This is a genomic window from Streptomyces sp. A1136 (genome assembly GCF_004795055.1).
Lineage (GTDB): Bacteria > Actinomycetota > Actinomycetes > Streptomycetales > Streptomycetaceae > Streptomyces.
The window spans coordinates 1-25463 of sequence record NZ_SSBJ01000006.1 but is presented as its reverse complement, the minus strand read 5'-3'; the positions used below and the strand labels follow the sequence as shown (position 1 = coordinate 25463).

Annotated in this window: 15 protein-coding genes, 1 tRNA gene and 2 rRNA genes; 5 read left to right on the top strand and 13 right to left on the bottom strand. The window is 71.3% G+C overall.

The features are described from left to right. The first annotated feature begins 67 nt into the window (after positions 1-67). The 4 genes from E6R62_RS07465 (at position 68) to E6R62_RS07450 (ending at position 7301) form a co-directional block, all read left to right on the top strand. Positions 68-4660, top strand: a complete 4593-nt coding sequence (locus E6R62_RS07465) for an ATP-dependent helicase (RefSeq protein ID WP_136212519.1) — start codon at positions 68-70, stop codon at positions 4658-4660. Between the two features lie 204 nt (positions 4661-4864). Next, positions 4865-5560, top strand: coding sequence for a hypothetical protein (locus tag E6R62_RS07460; protein ID WP_136212518.1), 696 nt, complete (start codon positions 4865-4867; stop codon positions 5558-5560). Between the two features lie 136 nt (positions 5561-5696). Further along, entirely contained in the window at positions 5697-6500 is an 804-nt protein-coding gene (locus E6R62_RS07455; RefSeq protein ID WP_136212517.1) for an Fpg/Nei family DNA glycosylase, read from the top strand. Positions 6501-6536: 36 nt separating this feature from the next. Further along, positions 6537-7301: an SDR family NAD(P)-dependent oxidoreductase gene (locus E6R62_RS07450; protein ID WP_136212516.1), complete on the top strand. Its 765-nt coding sequence runs from the start codon at positions 6537-6539 to the stop codon at positions 7299-7301. On the opposite strand, the gene E6R62_RS40725 is transcribed toward E6R62_RS07450, so the two are convergent. The 9 genes from E6R62_RS40725 to E6R62_RS07405 form a co-directional block, all read right to left on the bottom strand. Next, the gene (locus E6R62_RS40725) at positions 7249-7560 is read right to left on the bottom strand and encodes a hypothetical protein (protein ID WP_136212515.1); all 312 of its coding nucleotides are present in this window, start codon (positions 7558-7560) and stop codon (positions 7249-7251) included. The two genes, E6R62_RS07450 and E6R62_RS40725, sit on opposite strands and share 53 nt — an antisense overlap. Before the next feature lie 111 nt (positions 7561-7671). Beyond that, entirely contained in the window at positions 7672-8052 is a 381-nt protein-coding gene (locus E6R62_RS07440; RefSeq protein ID WP_136212514.1) for a helix-turn-helix domain-containing protein, read from the bottom strand. 109 nt (positions 8053-8161) lie between these two features. Then, entirely contained in the window at positions 8162-8662 is a 501-nt protein-coding gene (locus tag E6R62_RS07435) for a CinA family protein (RefSeq protein ID WP_136212699.1), read from the bottom strand. Positions 8663-8739: 77 nt separating this feature from the next. Beyond that, positions 8740-9396, bottom strand: coding sequence for a CDP-diacylglycerol--glycerol-3-phosphate 3-phosphatidyltransferase (pgsA, locus tag E6R62_RS07430; RefSeq protein ID WP_136212513.1), 657 nt, complete (start codon positions 9394-9396; stop codon positions 8740-8742). Beyond that, positions 9393-10889 carry a 30S ribosomal protein S12 methylthiotransferase RimO gene (gene rimO, locus E6R62_RS07425; protein ID WP_136212512.1) on the bottom strand — a complete coding sequence of 499 codons (1497 nt, stop codon included), beginning with the start codon at positions 10887-10889 and terminating at the stop codon, positions 9393-9395. The genes pgsA and rimO overlap by 4 nt, the downstream gene beginning before the upstream one ends. A gap of 113 nt (positions 10890-11002) precedes the next feature. After that, complete coding sequence (locus tag E6R62_RS07420; RefSeq protein ID WP_136212511.1) at positions 11003-11893, bottom strand: helix-turn-helix domain-containing protein; 891 nt, start codon at positions 11891-11893, stop codon at positions 11003-11005. A gap of 220 nt (positions 11894-12113) precedes the next feature. After that, positions 12114-14906, bottom strand: coding sequence for a DNA translocase FtsK (locus E6R62_RS07415; RefSeq protein ID WP_136212510.1), 2793 nt, complete (start codon positions 14904-14906; stop codon positions 12114-12116). 149 nt (positions 14907-15055) lie between these two features. Continuing rightward, positions 15056-15739 carry a two-component system response regulator gene (locus E6R62_RS07410; protein WP_136212509.1) on the bottom strand — a complete coding sequence of 228 codons (684 nt, stop codon included), beginning with the start codon at positions 15737-15739 and terminating at the stop codon, positions 15056-15058. Positions 15740-16013: 274 nt separating this feature from the next. Beyond that, positions 16014-21551, bottom strand: a complete 5538-nt coding sequence (locus E6R62_RS07405; protein ID WP_206308676.1) for a HAMP domain-containing protein — start codon at positions 21549-21551, stop codon at positions 16014-16016. A gap of 229 nt (positions 21552-21780) precedes the next feature. Here E6R62_RS07405 and E6R62_RS07400 point away from each other — a divergent pair, with 229 nt between their 5' ends. Continuing rightward, on the top strand, positions 21781-24306 hold the full coding sequence (locus E6R62_RS07400) for a SpoIIE family protein phosphatase (RefSeq protein WP_136212507.1): 2526 nt from the start codon (positions 21781-21783) through the stop codon (positions 24304-24306). Between the two features lie 18 nt (positions 24307-24324). Here the strand turns inward: E6R62_RS07400 and E6R62_RS07395 are convergent, their stop codons facing one another. From E6R62_RS07395 to E6R62_RS07380, 4 genes are all read right to left on the bottom strand, one after another. After that, positions 24325-24951 carry an HdeD family acid-resistance protein gene (locus E6R62_RS07395; RefSeq protein ID WP_136212506.1) on the bottom strand — a complete coding sequence of 209 codons (627 nt, stop codon included), beginning with the start codon at positions 24949-24951 and terminating at the stop codon, positions 24325-24327. Positions 24952-25101: 150 nt separating this feature from the next. After that, a tRNA-Thr gene (locus E6R62_RS07390) sits at positions 25102-25174 on the bottom strand. 5 nt (positions 25175-25179) lie between these two features. Beyond that, a 5S ribosomal RNA gene (gene rrf, locus E6R62_RS07385) occupies positions 25180-25296 on the bottom strand. 72 nt (positions 25297-25368) lie between these two features. After that, positions 25369-25463 (bottom strand): 23S ribosomal RNA (locus tag E6R62_RS07380); the annotation flags it as partial.

Below are 25463 nucleotides of genomic sequence, written 5' to 3'. Positions count from 1 at the left end.
GCTCCGGTCCGTCGGCGCGTTTACGCAGGTCCGGCCTGTTGTCAGTGGCCGGGTGCACGATGGGGGCATGTCCGGTAGCGCGCTCGACTCCTTCTCCCCCGCGACCCGCTCGTGGTTCTCGGGGGCCTTTGACATGCCGACGTCCGCCCAGGAAGGCGCGTGGCGGGCGATCGGCGAGGGCTCGGACGTCCTGGTCGTGGCGCCCACCGGCTCCGGCAAGACCCTGGCCGCGTTCCTCGCGGCCCTCGACCAGCTGGCGTCCACCCCGCCGCCCGCCGAGCCGAAGAAGCGCTGTCGCGTGCTGTACGTGTCGCCGCTCAAGGCCCTGGCCGTCGACGTGGAGCGCAATCTGCGCAGTCCGCTGACCGGCATCCGGCAGGAGTCGGTCCGCCTCGGCCTGCCCGAGCCTGAGATCCGTGTGGGCATCCGCTCCGGGGACACCCCGCCCGCCGAGCGCCGGGCGCTGGTTACCCGGCCGCCGGACATCCTGATCACCACCCCGGAGTCGTTGTTCCTGATGTTGACGTCGGCGGCGCGCGACGCCCTCGCCGGTGTGGAGACGGTGATCCTGGACGAGGTGCACGCCGTCGCGGGCACCAAGCGCGGCGCGCACCTGGCGCTGTCGCTGGAGCGGCTGGACGAGCTGTTGCCCCGGCCGGCGCGCCGGATCGGTCTGTCGGCGACGGTCCGGCCCGTGGAGGAGGTGGCGCGCTACCTCGCGCCGCGCGGGAAGGTGGAGATCGTCCAGCCGCCGTCCACGAAGGAGTTCGACCTGTCGGTGGTCGTCCCGGTCGAGGACATGGGCGAGCTGGGCGGCTCTCCGGCGACGGAGGGACGGGAGGGCGGGGACAAGCCCTCCATCTGGCCCCATGTGGAGGAGCGGATCGCCGATCTCGTGCAGGCCCACCGGTCCACGATCGTGTTCGCCAACTCCCGGCGGCTGGCGGAGCGCCTGTGCAACCGGCTCAACGAGATCGCGTACGAGCGGGCGATGGGCGAGAAGCTGCCCGAGGGGTCGTCGCCGGCCGAGATCATGGCGCAGTCGGGGGCCGCGCAGGGCGCCCCGCCGCTGCTGGCCCGCGCGCACCACGGCTCGGTGTCCAAGGAACAGCGGGCGCTGGTCGAGGAGGACCTGAAAGCCGGCCGGCTGCCCGCCGTCGTCGCGACGTCCAGCCTGGAGCTGGGCATCGACATGGGCGCGGTGGACCTGGTGGTGCAGGTGGAGTCGCCGCCCTCGGTGGCGTCCGGGCTCCAGCGGGTCGGCAGGGCCGGCCACCAGGTGGGCGCGGTCTCCACCGGCGTGGTGTTCCCCAAGTACCGGGGGGATCTGGTGCAGGCCGCCGTGGTGACCGAGCGGATGCGTACGGGGTCGATCGAGTCCCTGCGCATCCCCTCCAATCCGCTGGACGTCCTCGCCCAACAGTTGGTCGCGATGACCGCGATGGACACCTGGCAGCTGGACGACCTACTGGCCCTGGTGCGTCGGGCCGCGTCCTTCGCGGCGCTGCCGGAGTCGGCGTTCACCTCCGTGTTGGACATGCTGGCCGGCCGCTACCCGTCGGACGCGTTCGCGGAGCTCAGGCCCCGAGTCGTGTGGGACCGGGTGGCGGGGACGATCACCGGCCGGCCGGGGGCCCAGCGCCTCGCGGTGACCTCGGGCGGCACCATCCCGGACCGCGGCCTGTTCGGCGTCTTCCTCGCGGGGGCCGATCCGAAGAAGGGCGGCGGCCGGGTCGGCGAGCTCGACGAGGAGATGGTCTACGAGTCCAGGGTGGGGGACGTGTTCACCCTGGGCACGAGCTCATGGCGCATCGAGGACATCACGCGGGACCGCGTGCTGGTCTCCCCGGCGCCCGGGGTGCCGGGGCGGCTGCCGTTCTGGAAGGGCGACCAGCTGGGCCGCCCCCTCGAACTGGGCCGTGCGGTCGGCGCGTTCCTGCGCGAGCTCGGCGGCCTCACCCCCGAAGACGCCCGGCTGCGGCTGCTGGCGGCCGGGCTCGACGCCTGGGCCGCGGAGAACGTCCTCGCCTACCTCGCCGAGCAGCGCGAGGCCTGCGGCCACGTACCGGACGACCGGACGATCGTGGTCGAGCGGTTCCGGGACGAGCTGGGTGACTGGCGGGTCGTCGTCCATTCCCCCTTCGGCGCGCAGGTGCACGCCCCGTGGGCGCTGGCGCTCGGGGCCCGCCTGGCGGAGCGGTACGGGATGGACGCGCAGGTCATGCACGCGGACGACGGCATCGTGCTGCGCCTGCCGGACGCGGACCTGCTGTCCATGGACCTGCTCGACCACGACCCGGCGGCCCCCGCGCAGTCCTTCGAGTTCGATGACGAACAGGCCCCGCTGGGCGCCGGCGACGTCGCCTTCGACCGCGGCGACGTCCAGCAGATCGTCACCGACCAGGTCGGCGGCTCGGCCCTGTTCGCCTCCCGGTTCCGCGAGTGCGCGGCGCGCGCGCTGCTGCTGCCGCGCCGCAATCCCGGCAAGCGCACACCGCTGTGGCAGCAGCGCCAGCGCGCGTCCCAACTGCTCCAGGTGGCCTCTGAGTTCGGCTCCTTCCCGATCGTCCTGGAAGCCGTAAGGGAATGCCTCCAGGACGTCTTCGACGTGCCGGGCCTGACGGAGCTGATGGGGGACATCGAGGCGCGGCGGGTCCGGCTGGTCGAGGTCACCACGCCCGAGCCGTCCCCCTTCGCGCGGTCGCTGCTCTTCGGATACGTCGCCCAGTTCCTCTACGAGGGGGACTCGCCGCTGGCCGAGCGCAGGGCGGCGGCGCTGTCGCTGGACTCCCGACTGCTGGCGGAGCTGCTCGGCCAGGCGGAGCTGCGCGAACTGCTGGACGCCGAGGTGCTGGAGGAGCTGGAGCGCGAACTCCAGTGGCTCACGGAGGACCGCCGGGCCAAGGACGTCGAGTCGGTGGCGGACCTGTTGCGCATGCTGGGCCCGCTGACCGACGGCGAGCTGGCCGAGCGCGGGGCGCAGCCGTCCTGGGTCGGTGAACTCGCCGCCGCGCGGCGGGCGATCCGGGTCCGCGTCGGCGGCGCCGACCACTGGGCGGCGATCGAGGACGCGGGTCGGCTGCGGGACGCGCTGGGCACCGCGCTGCCCGTCGGGGTCCCGGAGGCCTTCACCGAACCGGTCAAGGACCCGCTCGGGGACCTTCTGGCCCGGTACGCCCGGACCCACGGTCCCTTCACCACCACCGCCGTGGCCGACCGTTTCGGCCTGGGCGCGGCCGTCACCGAAGGCGCCCTGCACCGGCTGGCCGCGGCGGGCCGGGTGGTCCAGGGCGAGTTCCACCCCGCGGGCATCGGACAGGAGTGGTGCGACGCGGCGGTGTTGCGCAGGCTGCGCCGCCGCTCGCTCGCGGCCCTGCGGCAGGAGCTGGAACCGGTGCCGCCGGCCTCGCTGGCCACCTTCCTGCCGCAGTGGCAGCACCTGGGGGGTGCCCTGCGCGGGATCGACGGCCTGGCCAGGGCGATCGAGCAGCTCCAGGGGGCACCGGTGCCGGCCTCGGCCCTGGAGCGGCTGATCCTGCCCTCGCGCGTGTCGGGCTACTCCCCCGCCCTGCTCGACGAACTGACCACCACGGGAGAGGTGATCTGGGCCGGAGCCGGGGCCCTGCCCGGCAAGGACGGTTGGGTCTCGCTCTACCTCGCCGAGGCGGCTCCCCTGCTGCTGCCACCGGCCCATCCGCTGGAGCCGACGCCGCTGCACCAGGCGATCCTCGACACCCTCTCGGGCGGATACGGCCTGTTCTTCCGCCAGGTGGTGGAGTCGGTGCGGGCGAAGTGGCCGGAGGCGTCCGACCTCCAGCTCTCCGAGGCGCTCTGGGACCTGGCCTGGTCGGGGCGGCTGACGAACGACACCCTGGCGCCGCTGCGCTCGCTGCTGGGATCGGGCCGCACCGCGGGTTCCACCGCGCACCGGGCGCGGCGTACGGTCCCGCGCGGCCGCTACGGCACCCTGAGCGCGACGGTGTCCCGCACCGGCCCGCCCACGGTCTCCGGCCGCTGGTCGCTCCTGCCCGACCAGGCACCGGACCCGACCCACCGGGCGCACGCCCTGGCCCGGACCCTGCTGGACCGCCACGGCGTGGTGACCCGGGGTGCGGTGGCCGCGGAGGGGGTGGAGGGCGGTTTCAGCGCCGTGTACCGGGTGCTGTCGGCGTTCGAGGACAGCGGACAGGCCCGGCGGGGCTATGTCGTGGAGGGGCTGGGCGCCGCCCAGTTCGCGATGGACGGAGCGGTGGACCGGTTGCGTGCGGCGGAGCGGACCCCGCCCCCGCTGGCCGCCGTGGTGCTGGCCGCCGCCGACCCGGCGAACGCGTACGGCGCGGCCCTGCCCTGGCCGGAGCCGCCGGGCGGGGCCACGCACAAGCCGGGCCGCAAGGCCGGCTCCCTGGTGGTCCTGGTCGACGGGGAACTCGTCCTCTACCTGGAGCGCGGCGGGAAGACCCTGCTGGCGTGGCCCGACGCCCAGGAGCCGCGCCTGGAGGCGGCCGTGGCGTCGCTGGCGGTGGCCTGCCGCGCGGGCACGGTACCGCCCCTGACGGTCGAGCGGATCAACGCGGCGCCCGCGCTGACCTCGCCGCTGGGCCGTTCCCTGGAGGCGGCGGGCTTCCACGCCACCCCGCGCGGCCTGCGTCTGAGACCGTGACACGACCCCTGCGGCGCCCGGCCCGAACGGCCGCCGCCGCAGGGCCGGTTCCGGCCCGACCATTCCGCTTATGTTGCGCTTATGTCCTGAGCCCGTCACGAAGGACCCAGAGCGTACGGACGCCCACTCCCCCGCCCCTAAGATCGCCAAGGCATCGGGATTGACGATGCGCAGTCAACGTACAGTCCATGGGGGACCTGAGAAGTGAGCACCACAACCATGCGCAAGACCGCACTCGGCACCATCGGCCTGGCGGTCACCGCCACCCTGACGCTGAGCGGCTGCAAGAGCGGCAACGAGGACGCGGCCCCGGCGGCGCCCAGCTCGGCCGCACCCAGCTCGCCCGCGGCCTCCTCGCCCGCGGGCGGTTACGCCGAACCCAGCACCGGCGCCGGCCCGTCGGCGGCCGGCAGCGCGGCGCCGGCCGGCGCCGGGGGCACGGCCAAGCCGGGACAGAGCTTCAAGATCGGCGAGACGGCGACGGTCCCGTTCACCTACGGAACCACCACCAGCGGCACGATCGCCCTCACCGTGACCTCCGTCGAGCAGGGTCAGGCGGCAGACCTGGACTCGTTGAAGCTGGGCGACAAGGTGAAGGGGATGGTCCCCTACTACGTCCGCTACACGGTCAAGAACGTCGGCACCACCGACCTCGGCTACGCCTCGGTCGGCCACATGAAGGGCCTGCTTCCGGACGGCAGCGAGGCCGACGGGGTCTCCGTCATCGGCACGTTCGAGAAGTGCAAGGACGAGTCGCTGCCCAAGGGCTTCACCAACGGCCACTCGCAGACCAACTGCGCGATCGCCCTGGCGCCGTCGGCCCAGGTGAAGGTGGTCGGCGGAGAGTACTGGGGCGAGCCGTACAGCACGGTGGGCAAGAAGGCCCTCACCTGGAAGTAGTCACTCTCCAGGCACCACCGGCCCCCGCGCGGACACCCCGCCGCGGGGGCTGCGGCGTTTCACGACGCTCACGGCGCCGGCCCCCGGCGACCCTGGCCTCCCCGCGCCGGCAGGCGCCCGGAGCGACAATGGGGCCATGCCCGAAGGAGACAGCGTCTGGCGCGCCGCCACCCGGCTGCACGCCGCCCTGGCCGGCCACGAGATCACCCGCAGCGACCTGCGCGTCCCGCGCCTGGCCACCGTGGACCTCACCGGTCGCACCACCTTGAACGTGATCCCGCGCGGCAAGCACCTGCTCACCCGCATCGACGGCGACGGCGGCCTCACCCTCCACAGCCACCTGCGCATGGACGGCGCCTGGCACGTCTTCCCCACCGGACGGAAGTGGCACGGCGGTCCTGCCTACGAGATCCGCGCCATCCTCGGCACCGCCTCCGACACCGCCGTCGGCTACCGCCTCCCCGTCCTCGAACTCCTGCGCACCGCCGACGAGGACAAGGTCGTCGGCCACCTCGGCCCCGACCTCCTCGGCCCGGACTGGGACCCCGCCAAAGCCGCCGCGAACCTGCTCGCGCAGCCCGAGCGCCCTTTGGGAGACGCGCTGCTCGACCAGCGCAATCTGGCGGGCATCGGCAACGTGTACATGTGCGAGCTCTGCTTCCTCGCCCAGGTCACCCCTTGGACCCCGGTCGGCGCGCTCCCGGACCCCGAGGTGACCACCGTCCGGCTGGTCGGCGCCGCCCGGCGACTGCTGGCGGCCAACCTGGGCACCGGCGAGACCCGCAACACGACCGGCAGCCGCCGACGGGGGCAGTCCCTCTTCGTCTACGGGCGCGCCCCGCGGGGTTGCCTGCGCTGCGGCACCCCGGTACGCCGCTTCGTGAAGGACGACCGCCCCACGTACTGGTGCCCCCGCTGCCAATCCGGCCCGACCCCGTAGTTGACGCCCCGTCAGATACGGTCGTACGGTCCGGACATGCCCACAGCCCCGTACGACCTCACCGGCCGCACCGCGCTCGTCACCGGCGCCGCGAGCGGGATCGGCCGTGCCACCGCGGTACTCCTCGCCCGGGCCGGCGCGGCCGTGCACTGCGCCGACCGCGACGCGCCCGGCCTGGACGAGACGGCCCGCCTGGTCACGGAAGCCGGCGGGAAGGCCGCCACCCACACCCTCGAGGTGACCGACCGCGCCGCGCTCCGGGAAGCCGTGGAGGCCGCGGGCCCGCTCGACATCACCGCCGCCATCGCCGGGATCATGCACACCGGCAGCGTCCTGGACACCTCCGACGAGGACCTCGACCGGGTCCTGGACATCAACTTCAAGGGCGTCCTGCGCACCTGCCAGGAGGCCGTCCGCGCCATGATCGCCGCCGGTCGTCCCGGTTCGGTCGTCACGATGGCCTCCGGCGCCGTGGACGCCGCCCAGCCCGGCCTGCTCTGCTACAGCGCCGCCAAAGCGGCCGTCGTACAGCTGACCAAGACCCTGGCCACCGAGGTCGGCCCGCACGGCATCCGCGTCAACGCCGTCGCGCCGGGCTGGATCCGCACCCCCATGACCGGCCGCCACAGCGCCGAGGAACTGGAGCGGACCGAGGCCGCGATGATCCGGATGTCGCCGCTGCGCCGGGTCGGCGAGCCCGAGGACATCGCCCAGGCGGTGCTCTACCTCGCCTCGGACGCCTCGTCCTTCATGACGGGCCAGATCCTTCGCCCGAACGGGGGGGTATCGATGCCCTGGTGAACGACGCCCCGTCGAGTGACGCGCCCTCGGTCGCGGGCCGCCGGCGTCCGCGCGCCGGTCCGGGCACGCAGTGCACGGGAAGAAGCCCGAGCCCCCACCCGCCGACGGCCACGGCGCCCTCGACGGGTCCCGCGTCCGCGGGCTCCAGCGCCAGCCGCAGTACGGCCCACCACCAGAGCACCCCGGCCGTCAGGACGACGGGTATGAGTAGCCAGCGCACGGCCGCCTCCAGGAGGGCCGGAATCCGGACGGGCCCCATCCTCCCGCACCGCCCCCGTCGGCGCACCCAGAACGGCAAGGAGCCCCGTCCGATGCCTCAGGCACCGGCCGGGGCTCCGGCCACACTCATACGCGCTTCACGCGCTCGCCTTCACGCGGCTACGACGTTCACCGCTTCCACGGGCGCCTTGATGGTCACCCGCTCCGTGGTGCCCGCGACCGAGGCCACGGATACCGAATTGAGCATCGGGCGCACCGGTGCCGGCACCGGTTCGCTTGCCGCGGCCGACTGCGCAAGCTCCGCCAGCGACAGCTCGTCACTGACTTCGCGCATCAGCTCGGACATCCGTACGTCCAACGCGTCGCAGATCGCGGAGAGCAGCTCGGAGGATGCCTCCTTCTGCCCCCGCTCCACCTCGGAGAGATAGCCGAGAGAAACTCGGGCGGACGAGGAGACTTCGCGCAGAGTACGGCCCTGGCGCTGGCGCTGCCGACGCAGCACGTCACCCAGCAGGCGACGGAGCAGAATCATCGGTGGCTCCCTCCTCTGACCGTGTAGCCGTAACCTTCACGCCCCACCGTACCGCCTCGCGCCGCGGCCGTGCGGGGAGCGATGTCGTGTTCACTCAGGGCTGCAAACATCAAATCCCCCCGTTCTGTTCCGTATCCTGCCCCCGCAGATTCTCGCGGAGTTCGCTCGAGAGGAGTTCGAGCACTGTCCGTGCACTCTCCCTACGGATTTCCGTCCGGGAGCCGTTCAACCGCAGCCGGGCCGTTTTCCTGCCCCCCGGACCCGCCACGGCGACGAAAACGGTGCCCACCGGTTGCCCGTCCTGGGGGTCGGGACCGGCCACCCCGGTCGTCGCGATCCCCCACGAGGCGCCCAGCGCCCGCCGCACTCCGGCCGCCATCTCCTCCGCGACCTGCGCGTTCACCGCGCCTTCGGCGGCCAGCAGCGCCGCGTCCACTCCCAGGAGCCGGTGCTTGAGCTCGGTCGCGTACGCGGTCACCGAGCCGCGGAAGGATTTCGAGGCCCCCGGTACGGCCGTCAGCTCGGCGGCCACCAGTCCACCGGTCAGGGACTCCGCCACGGCGACCGTCTGGTCACTCTGCGCGAGCAGCCGCAGTACGACACCGGCCACTTCCGCCGTGCCGTCCGCAGAAGAGGCGGCGGATTCCACGGCGCCGGCCGCCTCCGGAAAATCACCCGCCGCTCGTGTCACGTCGTTGCCCGCTCCGCGGCCAGCCCCCTGCGGCGCAGGACGACGGCCTGGCGGATGTAGTCCAGACCGGTCACCACGGTCAGCACGACGGCGATGGCCATCACCCAGAACCGCATGGTCGCCAGCGGTCCGGTGAGGGCGAGCACGTACATGCCGACCGCCGTGCCCTGGGCGAGGGTCTTCAGCTTGCCGCCCCGGCTGGCCGGGATGACCCCGTACCGGATGACCCAGAAACGCATGAGCGTGATCCCCAGTTCCCGACCGAGGATCACACCGGTCACCCACCAGGGGAGGTCGCCGAGCCAGGAGAGACAGATGAGCGCCGAGCCCATGATCGCCTTGTCGGCGATGGGGTCGGCGATCTTCCCGAAGTCGGTGACCAGGTTGTACGTCCGGGCGAGGTGCCCGTCGAAGATGTCCGTGATCATCGCGACGGCGAACGCCGCCCACGCCAGCGCCCGCCAGACGGGGTCGTATCCCCCGTCGGCGAGCAGCAGCAGCACGAATCCCGGCACGAGCACGAGCCGGATCATCGTCAGGATGTTCGCGATGTTCCACAGGCCGGCCTGATGGACGGCCGCGGTCCCGAGCCCCGCGCCGGGCGAGGGCCGGCGGCCTGTCCCGCCCGCCGCTGGTGCCGGGACTCCGGTCATCCGGCCGCCTCCTCGAGATCCAGGTCCAGGGGCTCGGCCACCAGGTCCACGCCCAGCGTGCCGACGACCTTCGCCGTCACGATGCGGCCGGGCACCAGGCCGGTGCCGTCCGTGAAGACCACCTGGCCGTCCGTCTCCGGCGCCTGGTGGGCCGCACGCCCGTAGGCACCCTCGCCGTCCTCGTCGTCCTCGCCGATGGCCGTGACCGTCTCGACGAGTACCTCCAGGGTCTCCCCGATCCGCTCTTCCGCGCGCTGGGAGGTCAGCTCCTCCGCGAGCCGCTGCATGTGCGCGAGCCGCTCGGCGATGGTGTCCGCGTCCAGCTTGTTCTCGTAGCCGACGGCCTCGGTGCCGTCCTCGTCCGAGTAGCCGAAGACGCCGATGGCGTCGAGCCGCGCATGGGTGAGGAAACGCTCCAGCTCGGCGAAGTCCGCTTCCGTCTCGCCGGGGAAGCCGACGATGAAGTTGGAGCGGACGCCGGCCTGCGGGGCCTTGCCGCGAATGGTGTCGAGCAGTTCCAGGAACCGGTCGGTGTCGCCGAAGCGGCGCATGGCGCGCAGCACGTCGGGGGCCGAGTGCTGGAACGACAGGTCGAAGTACGGGACGACCTTCGGCGTCGAGGTGAGGACGTCGATCAGGCCGGGCCGCATCTCGGCGGGCTGGAGGTAGCTGACGCGGACGCGCTCGATGCCGTCCACGGCGGCCAGCTCCGGCAGCAGCGTCTCCAGCAGTCGGATGTCGCCGAGGTCCTTGCCGTAGGAGGTGTTGTTCTCGGAGACCAGCATGACCTCCTTGACGCCCTGCTCGGCGAGCCAGCGCGTCTCGCCCAGCACGTCGCTGGGGCGGCGGGAGATGAACGAGCCTCGGAAGGACGGGATGGCGCAGAAGGAGCAGCGCCGGTCGCAGCCGGAGGCGAGCTTCACCGAGGCGACCGGGCTCTTGTCCAGACGCCGGCGCAGGGGCGCACGCGGCCCGGAGGCGGGCGCGAGGCCTTCCGGCAGGTCTGCGGGTGCCTCGGCGGGCTCCTGGGCGTGTCCGGGCAGGGCCACCTCGGTGTCCTGGCGGGCGGCCGGGCTGATCGGCAGCAGCTTGCGCCGGTCACGCGGGGTGTGGGAGGCGTGGATGCCGCCATTGAGGATGGTCTGCAGGCGGTCGGAGATGTCGGCGTAGTCGTCGAAGCCGAGCACGCCGTCGGCCTCGGGGAGCGCTTCGGCGAGTTCCTTGCCGTAGCGCTCGGCCATACAGCCGACGGCGACGACGGCCTGGGTCTTGCCGTGATCCTTCAGATCATTGGCTTCCAGCAGGGCGTCTACGGAGTCCTTTTTGGCGGCTTCGACGAAGCCGCAGGTGTTGACGACGGCTACGTCCGCGTCGGCGGCGTCCTCGACGAGCTCCCAGCCATCCGCCGCCAAGCGGCCTGCGAGCTCCTCCGAGTCCACCTCGTTACGGGCGCAGCCAAGAGTGACAAGGGCGACGGTACGGCGTTCGGGCATGGACTCAAGACTACTTCGTCCCGGCGGCGGCCCCCGCCGCACATCCCCCAAGACGAGATCCCCGGGCGGCCGGTCGGCCTCCCGGGGATCCGGAACCACACGGTCCGCGCTGGTCAGCCTGCCTGCGCCTGACCCTGACGCGGGTCGTCCTTGGTGTAGGTGAGCCGTTCGACCTGCCCCGGCTGGAACTGGTCCTTGATCTCCTTGCCGTTCACGAAGAGCTTGACGACCCCGGCGTCACCGAGTACGAGGTCGATGGACTCCTTGTCGGTGAAGGTCTTCGACTCGCCCAGGGCCAGCGTGCCGTCGAACAGCGACCGACCGCTGTGGTCCTTGGCGGAGATCCAGCTCTCCCCGTCGTTGGCCGTCAGGACGACCGTGACGAGGTCCTTGGGCGCGGCGGCGATGGCACTGTCGGAGGGCGCGGGCTTCGGCGCCTTCGGCGGCTGCTGGGACGCGGCCGGCTTGCCCGCCGGCTTGGGCGCGGCCGAGGCGGCGGAACCTTCCGCCATCGGCCGGTTCTCCTTCGCGCCGCCGTCGCCGCCGAAGGCCGTGAAGCCCACGAAACCGATGACGGCGACGATCGCGGCGACCATGGCCGCCGTCCAGTTCGGCCGCTGCCGCTCGGGACGGATGCGTTCGGCTTCGAACAACGGCGCGGCGGGGGTGGGCGCCGGCCGGCCGCCGTGGGCCGCGTCGTAAGCCTCGACCAGGGGTGCCGGATCGAGGTGGACGGCGCGGGCGAGCGTACGGATGTGACCGCGGGCGTAGACGTCGCCGCCGCACCGCGAGAAATCGTCTTCTTCGATGGCGTGCACGATCGGGATGCGCACGCGGGTGGTGGAACTGACCTCGTCGACAGTGAGCCCGGCGACGATCCGGGCCTTCTTGAGGGCCGTCCCGATGGACGGTCCTTCGACGGTACGTTCGACGAGACGGTCCTCGGACCGGTCGTCGGTCGAAGGCCGCTCTTCTTCGGGGGAGTTGGCGTTGCCGATGGACACGAGGGCGCCTTTCGAGCGTGTAGCCACCTGCTGGCTGTCCAGTCTAGGGGGGTGACGAAAGGGTGGAGCAACCGGAGGGGTGGAGTCCCTAGGCCATCCGAATGATCATCGGGTCTCCGGGTGGTGTGGAGGAGGTACGACGGCACCGCGCCGGAGCGCGGTGTGAGCCGTATCCCTCAACTTGACGCACGGCCGGGGGAAACGGTTGCCCGCCGGACCCTCACGGTTGGTCGTCCCCCCGAATGACCGCCAGGACCCCGTCCAGCTCGTCCGGTTTGACCAGGACGTCGCGCGCCTTCGAACCTTCGCTCGGGCCGACGACGCCCCGCGATTCCATCAGGTCCATGAGGCGACCGGCCTTCGCGAAGCCGACGCGGAGCTTGCGCTGGAGCATCGAGGTGGAGCCGAACTGGGTGGAGACCACGAGTTCGGCCGCCTGGCACAGCAGGTCCAGGTCGTCGCCGATCTCCTCGTCGATCTCCTTCTTCTGCTTCTGGCCGACCGTGACGTCGTCGCGGAAGACGGGCGCCATCTGGTCCTTGCAGTGCTTCACGATCCCGGCGATCTCGTCCTCGGTGACGAACGCGCCCTGGAGGCGGACCGGCTTGTTCGCACCCATCGGCAGGAACAGTCCGTCACCCTTGCCGATCAGCTTCTCCGCGCCGGGCTGGTCGAGGATGACCCGGCTGTCGGCGAGCGAGGAGGTGGCGAACGCCAGTCGCGAGGGCACGTTCGCCTTGATCAGGCCGGTGACGACGTCCACCGAGGGCCGCTGGGTGGCGAGCACCAGGTGGATGCCGGCGGCGCGGGCCAACTGGGTGATGCGCACGATCGAGTCCTCGACGTCGCGCGGGGCCACCATCATCAGGTCGGCGAGCTCGTCGACGATCACCAGCAGGTACGGGTACGGGCTGAGCTCCCGCTCGCTGCCCGGCGGCAACGTGATCTTGCCGTCCCGGATCGCCTGGTTGAAGTCGTCGATGTGCCGGAAGCCGAAGGCGGCGAGGTCGTCGTAGCGCAGGTCCATCTCGCGCACCACCCACTGGAGGGCCTCGGCGGCCCGCTTGGGGTTGGTGATGATCGGGGTGATCAGGTGCGGGATGCCCTCGTAGGCCGTCAGCTCGACCCGCTTGGGGTCGACGAGGACCATCCGCACGTCCTCCGGGGTGGCCCGGACCATCACCGAGGTGATCAGGCAGTTGATGCAGGAGGACTTGCCGGAGCCGGTGGCGCCGGCGACCAGGACGTGCGGCATCTTCGCGAGGTTGGCCATGACGTAGCCGCCCTCGACGTCCTTGCCGAGCGCCACCAGCATCGGGTGGTCGTCCTCGGCGGCGTCCGCGAGGCGCAGGACGTCCCCGAGGTTGACCATCTCCCGGTCGGTGTTCGGGATCTCGATGCCGACCGCCGACTTGCCCGGGATGGGGCTGATGATCCGCACGTCCGGCGAGGCGACGGCGTACGCGATGTTCTTGGCGAGGGCCGTGATGCGCTCGACCTTCACGGCGGCGCCGAGCGTCACCTCGTAGCGGGTGACCGTCGGGCCGCGGGTGAAGCCGGTGACCTGCGCGTCGACCTTGAACTCGGTGAACACGTTGGTCAGCGAGGCCACCACCGCGTCGTTGGCGGCGCTGCGGGTCTTGCCGGGGCCGCCGCGCTCCAGCAGGTCCAGGGAGGGCAGCGCGTACGTGATGTCCCCGCGCAGCTGGAGCTGCTCGGCGCGGGGCGGCAGCGGTTCGGCGCGCGGCGGGGCCTTGGTGAGGTCGGGCACCGAGAGGGTGCCGGAGGCCGCGGCGGTGCTGTCGTGGGGACCCGCCGTGGGCCGGACGGACCCGGGCGCGGGGGCGGCGGTGCCGGCAGCCGCGGCGGGCTGCTCCTCCCGCGCGGGCGGCACCGGGGTGGTGACCTCCACCGCCCCGGACTCGCGCCCGGCACTGATCCCTTGGGTGAGGTCGGCGACCACCGGGGAGGGCGGCAGTCCCCCGTAGACCACCCCGTCCAGCGCCGCGGCGGCCGCCGCGGCGACGTCGACGGCGTCCATCTCCCGGTCCATGGCGGGCCGGGTCGCGCTCGGACGCGGCTTGCGCCGCCGCGCCAAGGCCTCCTCCTCCGCGGCGCCCGCCGGGTCCGAGGTCCCGGCCCGACGGCGCACCGGGTCGGCGCCCGCCGGCCGGTCCTGCGGGGCCGCGCCCGACGGCTGCCCGAAGCCCTCGTCGTACGCGTTCGGCTGCACCAGCCCGAGCCGGATGCCGAGCCCGCGCAGCCGCTGCGGGATGGCGTTCACCGGCGTCGCGGTGACCACCAGCAGTCCGAACACGGTGAGGAGGACCAGCATCGGCACGGCCAGCGGCGCGCCCATGGTGAAGATCAGCGGCTTGGAGGCGGCCCAGCCGATGAGACCGCCCGCGTCCTGCATCGCGGTGGTGCCCTCGCCGCGCCCCGGCGCCCCGCAGGCGATGTGCACGAGCCCCAGCACACCGATGACCAGGGCGGACAGGCCGATGCCGATCCGGCCGTTGGCGTCGGTCTGCTCGGGGTGGCGGATGAAGCGGACCGCCATCACGCCGAGCAGTATCGGCACGAGGAGGTCGAGCCGCCCGAACGCACCGGTGATCAGCATGGTGACCAGGTCCCCGACGGGCCCGCCCGGGTTCGACCAGGTCCCGGCCGCCACGATCAGTGCCAGGGCGAGCAGCAGCAGGGCGAGGCCGTCCTTGCGGTGGGCGGGGTCGAGGTTCTTGGCCCCCCGGCCGACGCTGCGGAAGACGGAGCCGACCGCGTGGGCGATGCCGAGCCACACCAGGCGCACCAGCCGCACCACACCCCCGGTCGGGGACGGCGCCGGCTTGGCGGCGACCTTCTTGACGGGGGGGCGCCGGGCCGCCGCGGCCTTCTTCGCCGGAGGCTTGCGCGCGGGAGCCGCTTTCCCCGCCGGCGCCGTCGTACGGCCGGTGCGGCTCTTCGCGGCGCCCGCCGCGCTCTGGGAACCCTTGCCGGACGTACGTGAGGCCATGCGCCCGAGGTTACCGGTGCGCACGCCGGGGGACACGCGTGACCACCCCTTCACCCGTTCGTGTCGCGACCGCGGACCTGACGGGCCGCCAGACCTGACACGCCCTCACGAGCCGCCGGCGCGACGCCCGGGCCGCTCCCCCGGGGACCTCAGCCCTGGAGGGGCAGCACGGTCGCGCCGCCGCCGGCCCCGGGTTCGAGCGCGTCCAGCGCCCTGCGCAGGCCGGTGAGCTTGCGCTCCAGATGGGCCGCGGTCGCCACGACCGACGCGTCGGCCGCTTCCTCGCCGAGCTGCTTGGTCAGCGCCTCCGCCTGCTCCTCGACGGCCGCGAGCCGGGCCGACAGCTCGGCCAGCAGCCCGGGCGTCTCCTTGCCCGTGTCCACGCCGTTCGAGCCGCCGCCCTCCAGCTGGAGCCGCAGCAGCGACGCCTGCTCGCGCAGTTGGCAGTTCTTCGTGTAGAGCTCGACGAAGACCGAGACCTTGGCACGCAGCACCCACGGATCGAACGGCTTCGAGATGTAGTCCACCGCGCCCGCCGCGTAACCGCGGAAGGTGTGGTGCGGACCGTGGTTGATCGCGGTCAGGAAGATGATCGGGATGTCCCGGGTCCGTTCCCGCCGCTTGATGTGCGCGGCCGTCTCGAAACCGTCCATGCCCGGCATCTGGACATCCAGCAGGATGACCGCGAAATCGTCCGTCAACAGCGCCTTGAGCGCTTCCTCTCCCGACGACGCCCTGACCAGTGTCTGATCGAGCGCGGAGAGGATGGCCTCCAGCGCCAGCAGATTCTCCGGCCTGTCGTCGACCAGGAGGATCTTGGCCTTCTGCACCATGCCCTGTCCTCCTCGCCCCGGCATGGGGCCTCCCCGGCTCCTGGCACCGGCCTGTACGCCGGGCCCCGCCCCAGAGGACGGCATCCTTGCGCCGTCCGTCCTTGTGCCGGTCATCGTAGCCCCAGTCCCGAGATCGCCACACCCTGTCACCAAGATGTCACTGTGCACGAAGCAGAAACGGTGTGGGAGAGCAGAAGGTTCCCCGTATCCCGCCCTTCCACACCGCTTCCGCCACACTGAGTCAACAATCGATATCAGTGCGCTCGCTCTTCGATCATTTCGCGTGCATCCACTGTTCCATGACGGAGAGCAGGTAATCGGGTTCCACCGGCTTGGTGACATAGTCGGAAGCGCCGGAATCGATCGCCTTCTCCCGGTCCCCCTGCATCGCCTTCGCCGTCAGCGCGATGATCGGCAGTCCCGCGAACTGGGGCATCCGCCGGATCGCCGAGGTCGTCGCGTACCCGTCCATCTCCGGCATCATGATGTCCATCAGGACGACCGTCACGTCGTCGTGCTGCTCCAGGACTTCGATTCCCTCGCGCCCGTTCTCCGCGTACAACACGGCCAGTCCGTGCTGCTCCAGCACGCTGGTCAACGCGAAGACGTTGCGCACGTCGTCGTCCACGATGAGCACCTTCTCACCGTGGAAGTCGTACGTCCGCGGCACCGCCGGGAGTTCCTCCAGCTCACCGCTCCAGCCGTCCGCGGCGCCCGTCGTGTCGGGCTGCCCCGGCACCGCCGTGCGCGGCTCCAGGTCGCTCACCGACTTGCGCCGCCGACGGAACAGCGCGGCCGGGCCGCCCTGCCCCTGCGCCGCCCGGGCGGACCCGGCGGCGGGCAGCGCCGCACGCCGCTCCCCCGCCTCGACCGCCGGTACGGGCACGGTCGCCGCCGGGGTCACCGACGGCGCGGGCCGCGCCTCCTCGGCCGGCCTGCGGTACTCGCCGCGCGCGCCGCCGGGCGTCGGCGGGGCGTACCCCTGCGGCGGCAGCTCACTCGGGTGCAGCGGCAGGTACAGCGTGAAGGTCGACCCGCGGCCGGGCTCGCTGGCCGCGTGGATCTCGCCGCCGAGCAGCCGGGCGATCTCGCGGCTGATCGACAGGCCCAGCCCCGTACCGCCGTACTTCCTGCTCGTGGTCCCGTCGGCCTGCTTGAACGCCTCGAAGATCACCAGCATCTTGCTCGCCGCGATCCCGATCCCGGTGTCCGTCACCGAGAACGCGATCAGGTCCGCGTCGGCGTCCCGCAGCGAGCCCGCCTCCAGCAACTGTTCCCGGATCGCCGACGGCACGTCGGCCCCGGCCGGGCGGATCACCAGCTCCACGGCGCCGCCGTCGGTGAACTTCACCGCGTTCGACAGCAGGTTGCGCAGCACCTGCAACAGCCGCTGCTCGTCGGTGTGCAGGGTGGCCGGCAGCTCCGGGGAGACCCGGACCGAGAAGTCCAGCCCCTTCTCCGCGGTCAACGGCCGGAAGGTCGCCTCCACGTAGTCCACCAACTGCACCAACGCGATCCGCGTGGGCGAGACGTCCATCTTGCCCGCCTCGACCTTCGACAGGTCGAGGATGTCGTTGATCAGCTGGAGCAGGTCCGAGCCCGCGCCGTGGATGGTCTCGGCGAACTCCACCTGCTTCGGCGAGAGGTTCCCGTCCGCGTTGTCCGCCAACAGCTTGGCCAGGATCAACAGCGAGTTGAGCGGGGTGCGCAGCTCGTGCGACATGTTGGCCAGGAACTCGGACTTGTACCGCATGGACACCGCGAGCTGCTCGGCACGCTCCTCCAGGACCTGCCGCGCCTCCTCGATCTCGGTGTTCTTGACCTCGATGTCCCGGTTCTGACGGGCCAGCAGCTCCGCCTTCTCCTCCAGCTCCGCGTTGGCGGCCTGGAGCGCCTTCTGCCGGTTCTCCAGCTCGTCGGAACGCTCCCGCAACTGCTCGGTCATCTCCTGCGACTGCTTGAGGAGCACTTCCGTCTTGGAGTTGACGCTGATGGTGTTGACGCTCGTACCGATCATCTCGGCGATCTGGCTGAGGAAGTCCTTCTGGATCTGCGTGAAGGGAGTGAAGGAGGCCAGCTCGATGACGCCGAGCACCTTCCCCTCGAACAGCACCGGCAGCACGATCACATGCGCCGGAGGGGCCTCGCCGAGTCCCGAGGAGATCTTCAGATAGCCGGGCGGGGTGTTCTCGACCAGGATCGTGCGCTTCTCCTCGGCGACCGTCCCGATCAATCCCTCACCGGGCCGGAAGGAGATGGGCATCTGTCCGCCGGCGTACGCGTAGCTCCCGCGCATCCGCAGCTCGTACGAACCCTCCGCGCCGCCGTCCGTCCCGATCTCGGTGCTGCCGCCGGTCGGCAGCGCGAGGAAGAAGGCACCGTGCTGCGCGGAGACCACCGGGGTCAGCTCGCTCATGATCAGCGACGCGACGTCGTCCAGCTCCCGCCGCCCCTGCATCAGGGCGGAGATGCGGGCCAGGTTGCCCTTGAGCCAGTCCTGCTCCTTGTTGGCCAAGGTGGTGTCGCGCAGGTTGGCGATCATCGTGTTGATGTTGTCCTGGAGGACCTGGATCTCGCCCGCCGCGTCCACGTCGATCTTGAGGTTCAGATCCCCGCGGGTCACCGCCGTGGCCACCGCCGCGATCGCGCGCACCTGCCGGGTCAGGTTCCCGGCCATCTCGTTCACGGACTCGGTCAGGTCGCGCCACGTCCCGTCGACGTCTCGGACGCGGGCCTGGCCGCCCAGGATGCCTTCCGTGCCCACCTCGCGGGCCACCCGGGTCACCTGGTCGGCGAACGAGGAGAGCTGGTCGACCATCGTGTTGATGGTGGTCTTGAGCTCCAGGATCTCGCCGCGCGCGTCGATGTCGATCTTCTTGGTCATGTCGCCCTTGGCGATGGCGGTCGTGACCATGGCGATCTGCCGCACCTGGCCGGTGAGGTTGGAGGCCATGAAGTTCACCGAGTCGGTGAGGTCCTTCCACGTCCCGGACACTCCCGGCACGTGCGCCTGACCGCCCAGCCGGCCCTCCGTGCCCACCTCGCGCGCCACGCGCGTGACCTCGTCCGCGAAGGACGACAGGGTCTTCACCATCGTGTTCACGGTGTCGGCGAGCTGCGCGACCTCGCCCCGCGCCTCGACCGTGACCTTCTTCGTCAGGTCGCCGTTGGCGACGGCCGCCGAGACCTGCGAGATGTTGCGCACCTGCGAGGTCAGGTTGTTGGCCATCAGGTTGACGTTGTCGGTGAGGTCCTTCCAGATGCCCGTGACCCCCCGCACCCGGGCCTGCCCGCCGAGGATGCCCTCGGAGCCCACCTCGCGGGCCACCCGGGTCACCTGCTCCGCGAAGGAGGACAGCTGGTCCACCATCGTGTTGACCGTGGTGACCAGTTCCAGGATCTCGCCCTTGGCGTCCACCGTGATCTTCTTGGACAGGTCGCCCATGGCGACCGCCGTCGTCACCTCGGCGATGTTGCGCACCTGCGAGGTCAGGTTGTTCGCCATGAAGTTGACGGACTGCGTGAGGTCCTTCCAGGTGCCGGAGACGCCCTTGACCTCCGCCTGACCGCCCAGGATGCCCTCGGTACCCACCTCGCGGGCCACCCGGGTCACCTGCTCGGCGAAGTTCGACAGCTGGTCGACCATCGTGTTCAGGGTGTTCTTCAGCTCCAGGATCTCGCCCCGGGCGTCCACGTCGATCTTCTGCGACAGGTCACCGCGCGCCACCGCCGTCGCGACCTGGGCGATGTTGCGGACCTGCGAGGTCAGGTTCCCGGCCATGCCGTTGACGGAGTCCGTCAGGTCACGCCATACGCCGGCCACCCCGGGAACCTGCGCCTGACCGCCCAGACGCCCCTCGGTACCCACGTCGCGGGCGACGCGGGTCACCTGCTCGGCGAAGGCCGAGAGCTGGTCGACCATCGTGTTGATGGTGTTCTTCAGCTCCAGGATCTCGCCCCGGGCGTCCACGTCGATCTTCTGCGACAGATCACCGCGCGCCACCGCCGTCGTCACCTGGGCGATCTGGCGCACCTGCGAGGTCAGGTTCCCGGCCATGAAGTTGACCGAGTCGGTCAATTCCTTCCAGGTTCCGGACACCCCCTCCACGCGGGCCTGACCGCCCAGGCGGCCCTCCGTGCCCACGTCCCGCGCCATCCGCGTGACCTGGTCCGCGAAGGAGGACAGCTGGTCCACCATCGTGTTCACGGTGTTCTTCAGCTGGAGCATCTCACCGGAGACGTCCACCGTGACCTTCTGCGACAGGTCGCCGTTGGCCACCGCCGTCGTCACCTGTGCGATGTTGCGCACCTGACCGGTCAGGTTGCGGAAGGCGGTGTTCACCGAATCGGTGAGGTCCTTCCACGTCCCCGCGGCGCCCGGCACCTGGGCCTGACCGCCCAGCTCACCCTCCACACCGACCTCACGGGCCACGCGGGTCACCTCGGCACCGAAGGACTGGAGCTGGTCGACCATCGTGTTGACGGTGTTCTTCAGCTCCAGCATCTCGCCGGCCACGTCGACCGTGACCTTCTGCGACAGGTCGCCGTTGGCCACCGCCGTCGTCACCTGCGCGATGTCGCGTACCTGCGTCGTCAGGTTCCGGAAGACCGTGTTCACCGAATCGGTGAGGTCCTTCCACGTCCCCGCGGCGCCCGGCACCTGGGCCTGACCGCCCAGCAGGCCCTTGGCCCCGACCTCGCTGGCGACGCGCGTGACCTCGTCCGCGAAGGTCCGCAGGGTCTCCGTCATCTGGTTGATCGTCTCCGCCAACTGCGCGACCTCGCCGCGCGCGCTGACCCGTACCTTCTGCGACAGGTCGCCGTTGGCGACGGCCGTCGTGACCTGCGCGATCCCCCGCACCTGCGCCGTCAGGTTCCCGGCCATGGTGTTGACGGAGTCGGTCAGGTCCTTCCACACGCCCGCGACCCCGGGCACCTTCGCCTGGCCGCCCAGCTCACCCTCCGTACCCACCTCACGGGCGACCCTCGTCACCTCGGAGGAGAAGGAGGACAGCTGGTCCACCATCGTGTTCACGGTGTTCTTCAGCTGCAGCATCTCGCCGGCCACGTGCACCGTGACCTTGCGCGAGAGGTCGCCCTTCGCCACCGCCGTCGTCACCAGGGCGATGTCACGCACCTGGGCGGTGAGCCGGTACGCCATCGTGTTGACGGAATCGGTCAGGTCCTTCCAGGACCCGGACATGCCGCGCACCTGTGCCTGGCCGCCGAGCTTCCCCTCGGTGCCCACCTCCAGCGCCACCCGCGTCACCTCGTCGGTGAACGCCGACAGCTGGTCGACCAGGTTGTTGACCGTCCGCCCGACCTTGAGGAACTCCCCGCGCAGCGGATGCCCGGCCCCGTCGGCCGTCTGCGTCCGCAGATCCATCCGCTGGTCCAGGTCGCCCTCGGCGACCGCCGACAGCACCCGACCCACCTCGGACACCGGCCGGGCGAGATCGTCCACGAGTTGGTTCGAGGCATCGATCGCGGCCGCCCAGGAACCCTCACAGGCGCCTGTTTCCAGCCGTTCGCTCAGCTTCCCCTCGCGGCCCACCATCCGCCGCACCCGCGATAGCTCCCCCGTCAGGTGGAGGTTCCGGTCGGCGACCTCGTTGTAGACGGCGGCGATCTCCGCCATCACGCCCTCGCCGGACACCGTCAGCCGCTTGCGGAAATTCCCGTCCCGCATCGACACCAGGGCCGTGAGCAGACGGTTCAGAGCGGCGGTATCGACCTCCGTCGTACCGTTCCGCCGGGAACGACCCCCCTTCGGGCGCGTTCCCGTACGCCGCACCGCTGCGCCAGACTCCACCGTGTCCCTCCCGAAAGGGTCGACCACTGTTCCACCGAAACCCGGCGAGTCAAACGCCCGGCTAGACCATCCTGCCCAGTGTTTCACCCTGGCCGAACCCGGCCATAACACTTCGGCACCATTGCACACCGGCCGCACTCCCCGGGTGGAATCCCCTACGACGGCACCATGCGGACCGTGAAGGTAAGTAACCTGGCACCCGAATGTCCCACCGCGTCGAAGGAGTCTTGTGATCACGGCACGGGCGGCTGCCAGTTTCGATCCCCTAGGGCGCTCTGTCGCCGGGGCCCGCGCGTTCGTCCGCGACACCCTCCAGGGCTGGGGCTTCGCGGACATCGTCGACGACGCCGTCGTGCTCACCAGCGAGCTCGTCACCAACGCCGTGGTGCACGCCGGAACCCAGGCCGAAGTACTGTGCCTGCGCACCGAGGGCGGCGTACGCGTCGAGGTCGCCGACCGGTACCCGGAGCGGGAGCTCCCGCTCCAACCCCCCGGCGAACGCCCCTACGCCGACCCCGACCGCGAGAACGGCCGCGGCCTCATGCTCTGCGCCGCGCTCGCCACCCGCTGGGGAGTCGAGTACACCGGCACGCACAAACACGTGTGGTTCCGCCTCGACCTCCCGGACCGGCCGGTCGGTACCCGCTCCGCCGGACCGGTCGTCCCCGACCAGTTGCTCCCCCTCGCCGACAGCCGGGTCCGGGTCGCCGTCATCCAGATCGACGCCTCCGACGCCGTCTCCGCCTGGAACGAGGACGCCGAGCACATCTTCGGCCACGCCGCCGACAAGGTCCTCGGCCGTCCGCTCGCCGAACTCGCCGCCTGGCCCCAGACCCCCGGCACCGGCACCGGCATCGCCGAGGCCCTGCGGCTGTCCCGCTGGGAGGGCAGCTACGGCATTCGCGGCGCCGACGGCCGCGTCATCCCGGTTTACGCCTCGCACCTGCGGGTACGCGATGCCCACGGCGAGCCGTCCATCGTGTGCCTCCTGGTCCACGACGACGAGCGCGCCCTCCTCCAGACCCCCGTACGCATCCCCTCCGGCGACGCCGGCCAGCTCACCGACGCCCGCCCCGTGGACCCCTTCGAGGTGTTCATCGGCTCCCCCGCCCCCGACGACCTGGACGGACTCCTCCAGCGCACCGTCGAGCGGGCCCGCGACATGCTCGACTCCGACGCCGCGTTCCTGCTGCTCGCCACCGACGACGAGACCGAACTCGAAGTCCGCGCCACGACCGGACTGCCGTCCACCCGACAGCGCTTCGCGCGCGTCCCCGTCGAGGCGGGCGCGAACCGGTACGGCTCCGCCCGCATGCCCGCCGTCCACGACGACCTCATCGCCGTCCCCGGAGCCGTCCCGCTCCTGGAGTCCACCGGCATGCGCTCCGTGGTCACCGTCCCCCTCAAGGTGGAGGGCCGCCTCACAGGCTCCCTCGGCGTCTCCAGCGAGAGCCCGGGCCGCTACTCCAACGAGGACGCGTTGCGCCTGCAGTTCGCCGCCGACCGGATCGCACTCGCCGTCGAATCCGCCCGCCTCGGCGAGCTGGAACGCCTGCGCCGCGGCTCGCTCTCCTTCCTCGTCGAAGCCTCCGACCTGCTCGCCGGCACCCTCGACCGGGACCAGACGCTGGCCCTGATGGCGCAGATGACCGTCCCCACCCTGGCCACCTGGTGTGCGGTCTACACCATCGCCGACCAGACCTCGGACCCGTACCTCTCCTACGTGCTGCACGAGGACGAAGAGCGCATCGACGGACTGAAGGCCCTGCTCTCGCGGGTCAGCCCGCCCGAGCCGCTCCGTGAGGCGGGCGCCCGCCCCTGGCCGGAGTCCGCCCGCGCCGTCGGCGGGGAGACCGTCGTCCTCCCCCTCCTGGCCCGCAACCGGGTCATCGGCATGCTCACGCTGGGCAAGCCGTCCGAGGAACACTTCCGCCAGGAGATCCTCGAACTCGCCGACGACCTCTCCCGCCGGGCGGCCCTGGCCCTCGACAACGCGCGCCTCTACTCCGAGCGCACCGCCATCAGCCGCTCCCTCCAGCGCAGTCTCCTCCCGCCCGGCTCCCCCGCCATTCCAGGTATGGAGGTCGAGGTCATCTACCGCGCGGCCGGCGAGGGCAACGAGGTGGGCGGCGACTTCTACGACGTCTTCCCCATCCGCCCCGGGGTCTACGGCTTCGCCATCGGCGACGTCTGCGGGACCGGCCCCGAGGCGGCAGCCGTCACCGGCCTCGCCCGGCACGCCCTGCGCCTGCTGGCCCGCGAGGGACTGGGCGGCCCGGCGGTACTGGAGCGCCTCAACGCCGCGATCCTCGACGAGGGCGCCCGCAGCCGCTTCCTCACCCTCCTCTACGGAGAACTCCACCCCCAGGCGGACGGCGGCGCCCTGATGAAGGTCGTGTGCGCCGGCCACCCCCTACCGCTGCGTCTGCGCCCGGACGGCGAGGTCATCCCCGCCGCGGAACCCCAGCCGCTGCTCGGCGTGATGGACGACCTCGAACTCTACGAACAGACCCTCACCCTGGACGCGGGCGACGTCCTGCTCTGCGTCACGGACGGCGTGACCGAGCGCCGCGAGGGCACCCGCATGCTCGGCGACGACGGCCTCGCGGAGGTCCTCACCACCTGTACGGGCCTCACCGCCGGCGCGGTCGCCGCCCGTATCCTGCGCGCGGTGGAACGCTTCGCGGCCGAACCCGCCTCCGACGACATGGCGATCCTGGCCTTCCGCGTACCCCAGCCGCGCGAGGGCGCCTAGCCACGCGCGGCCCGGGGTTCACGCCGAAGGTTCACGCCGGGGCGCGGATCTGATGCCGCGGGTGGCGGACCGCAGGGCGAAGGCCAGCACCACTTCGAAGACGCCGAGCAGGACGAGCCACAGCCCCAGCAGTCGGGTGAGGGCGACCGCGGAGTCGACCGGGAAGCAGAGCACGACGATGCCTGCGACGGTGCCGAGGGCGCCCAGGCCGAAGAACAGGCCCCGGTGGGCGAGGCCCCGGTCGGCGATGGCGGCGTACGCCGTGAGCACTCCGGTCAGCAGCCAGAACACCCCGAGGATCAGGGACAGCGCACCGATCGTCTGCATCGGATGCCGCAGTACGAGAACGCCCGCCAGCAGCGCCAGCAACGCGACCAGCACGCCGGCCAGCCGGCCACCGCCGTCCTGGCTGTGCGAAAAGGCCGTGACGAAGCGGAAGACTCCTGCCGCGAGGAGTTGGAGACCGATGATGACGGCGAGGATGTGCAGCGTCTCATCGGGCCACACGAGGACCAGAATGCCCGGGATCAGGGTCGCGAGGGCGAAGCCGAGCGCCCAGCGCCACGACGCTCCGACTTGTTTGAGGACGTCTTCCGGGTCGCTCTGCGTGTGCCGCGGTGCCGCCGCGTCGGGGGGAAAGGTCATCACGCCTCCCAGGCAGGCCGGACGGCCCCCAGGACACGTCAAAGCCGCCGGTCGTACCTGTCTTGCCCTTCCAAACCACCTTAACCAGGGCCGGCGCAACCCGCCAACGCAAAAAGGCCCCCGCCAAATGGCGGGGGCCTTTTCTATTAGAGCCCTTTAACGGAATCGAACCGTTGACCTTCTCCTTACCATGGAGACGCTCTACCGACTGAGCTAAAAGGGCGGGTTGTTCGGCGGCGTCCTACTCTCCCACAGGGTCCCCCCTGCAGTACCATCGGCGCTGAAAGGCTTAGCTTCCGGGTTCGGAATGTAACCGGGCGTTTCCCTAACGCTATGACCACCGAAACACTATGAAGATGTCAACCGGATGAAAACACGGTCGTTACTTCAGAACTAACACAGTGGACGCGAGCAACTGAGGACAAGCCCTCGGCCTATTAGTACCAGTCAGCTCCACCCGTTACCGGGCTTCCACATCTGGCCTATCAACCCAGTCGTCTACTGGGAGCCTT